Source organism: Psychrobacter sp. 1U2, from assembly GCF_051847575.1.
In genome coordinates, this window is record NZ_JBPYDC010000219.1 from 1 (window position 1) to 1368 (window position 1368).

The window sequence follows — 1368 nt, forward strand, 5'->3', positions numbered from 1 at the left end:
TGGTACCGGTGACCGCGACGACTGTTGGCAATGTGATTGGCTGCTGATATTGCAAACGTGCTTGTATCAGGCTTCCTAAAAAATGGCGAATGTTAGGTACGTACAAGATAGGGCAAGGTAATATATCGGTATTATCAAACAGTGCTGATGGATTGATCTCTGAAAAGATAAGAGCTGCCCGTTTGCCAGCTTGTGATAGATAATCACGAATCTTTTGCGGGTCTTGACCTTGCTGCGTCTGACTCTTTAATAGTATAAACGCATCATTGTCAGCAACATGACGGCTATCTAAACGTAATTTATTAAAAGCAGTATTTGCTATAACTTCTGGATTTTTAGCACTGTGCACCATCTGTGATAATTGCTGCCCCAACGCCTCACTACTACTCTCTATAAGTTGTTGCAACATAACAGCATTATGGGCTGATGGGGTCATGGGCAAATCCTAAACGATTGAGAAAATGAAAAATTAAGACGTAACATACATAAGTCATGCGTTAAAACCGCAGGTGACCTTTGTGACAGGTGTCCTTTATAAATCACCAAAAAGACACCTGTTTGCTAGGCTTACTCAGTCTTTAATGGCTTATCTAAAGGCACGTTATACAAGCGCAAAGCCTCTTTCATGACATTGTGAAAGACTGGAGCTGTAGTCAGGCCTGCATAAATTTGACTACGAGGGTCTTCGATCAAAACGACACCGACTAACTTTGGATTTGATGCAGGAGCCATGCCAGCGAATACGTTGCGATATTGGTCAGTATAGTAGCCACCATCTGGGTTAATCCGGCGCGATGTCCCTGTTTTGCCCGCGACACGGTAACCATCAATAGCAGCTGCCTTCGCGGTACCACCTGGCTCTGTTACTGCCTCAAGCATTTTGACAATCGACATCGCTTGCTCATGCTCCATGATACGCTTACTGGGCAGTGCCTTATCAGTTTTAGTCAAAGTTAACGGGTGCATGACACCGCCAGAAGCCAATGCTGCATAAGCCTGTGCTACTTGAGCAAGCGTCACTTGTAGACCATAGCCATAGCTGACCGTCGCACGGCGAGCCGTTTCTTTTTCTTTTGGTGTAGTCACCAATCCTGCGCCCTCACCTGGAAATTTAAGCGGGGTTTTGGCCCCAAAGCCAAATTGTTTTTGCATGTTGGTGATGGCATCAGGCGGTAGAGATAAGGCAATCTTGGTCGAGGCGACGTTACTCGATTTCTGTAGTAGCGTCGCCATATTAATCCTGCCTAGATTATTATGGTCGCGAATCGTGTAACCACGGACACGGATAGAACCTGGGTTGGTATCGATTAAAGAGTTGGCCGTATATTTACCAGAGTCTAACGCAGCCGCGACCGTAAACGGCTTCAT

At 45.7% G+C, this 1368-nt stretch carries 1 protein-coding gene and 1 pseudogene; both read right to left on the minus strand.

Going from position 1 to position 1368, the window contains the following annotated elements; genetic code table 11:
- Positions 1-436: pseudogene (locus tag ACS8FD_RS14640) on the minus strand (UDP-N-acetylmuramoyl-L-alanyl-D-glutamate--2,6-diaminopimelate ligase); the annotation flags it as partial.
- Positions 437-567: 131 nt separating this feature from the next.
- Positions 568-1368 (minus strand): penicillin-binding transpeptidase domain-containing protein (locus ACS8FD_RS14645; protein ID WP_439276393.1); only part of this gene is annotated, 801 nt, incomplete at its 5' end.